At 45.8% G+C, this 845-nt stretch carries 1 protein-coding gene; it reads right to left on the bottom strand.

What is annotated here, in order from left to right; translation table 11 throughout:
• Window positions 1–845, bottom strand: an 845-nt coding sequence (locus tag AC1M9M_RS14800; RefSeq protein WP_481596708.1) for an FAD-dependent oxidoreductase, incomplete at both ends; no start/stop codon positions are given.

Here is an 845-nt window from a genome sequence, read left to right as displayed (position 1 = left end):
AACAAACCAATTTGTACGAAGATGCCCGCAAGTTCAACAATGTGCTCCTCATCCGTCGCACGGTCTTTGTATTTCAGTGCAGTCACTTGTTTGCCATCACCCACAACTTCTGTAGACAACGCATTTTTGATGACAGTCGTATTTGGCAAGCTGTTCAATTTATCTTGAAGTACTTGGTCAGCACGCAGCTTAGTATCAAACTCAACTAAAGTGACATGCTCAACAATACCAGCCAAGTCAATTGCCGCTTCAACACCAGAGTTACCACCACCGATCACAGCCACACGTTTACCTTTGAACAATGGACCATCACAGTGTGGGCAGTACGCAACACCACGGGTTTTGTATTCTTGCTCACCGGGTACATTCATTTCTCTCCAACGAGCACCTGTAGACAGGATGACCGTTTTAGATTCAAGTTTTGCACCATTCTCTAAAGTCACTTCAACTAAACCGTTGGCAGTTTCATCCGCACCTTTGATGTCAGACACACGTTGTAAGTTCATGATGTCGACACCGTATTCACGAACGTGTGCTTCCATTTCAGCCGCAAACTTAGGACCTTGCGTCTTTTGCACTGATGTAAAGTTTTCAATATCCATGGTGTCCATGACCTGACCACCCATGCGCTCAGCAACGATCCCCGTACGGATACCTTTACGAGCGGCATAGATTGCAGATGTGTTACCTGCAGGACCACCACCGATCACAAGCACGTCAAATGCGTCTTTGGCATTGAGCTTTTCAGCATCTTTCGCAGCAGAATTAGTATCGAGCTTCGCAACAATTTCTTCCAATGTCATACGACCTTGACCAATATGTTCGTTGTCTTGGAACACCATTGG

This window comes from Acinetobacter sp. ANC_7503, from assembly GCF_056780035.1.
This window is presented reverse-complemented; position numbering and strand designations above follow the sequence as displayed.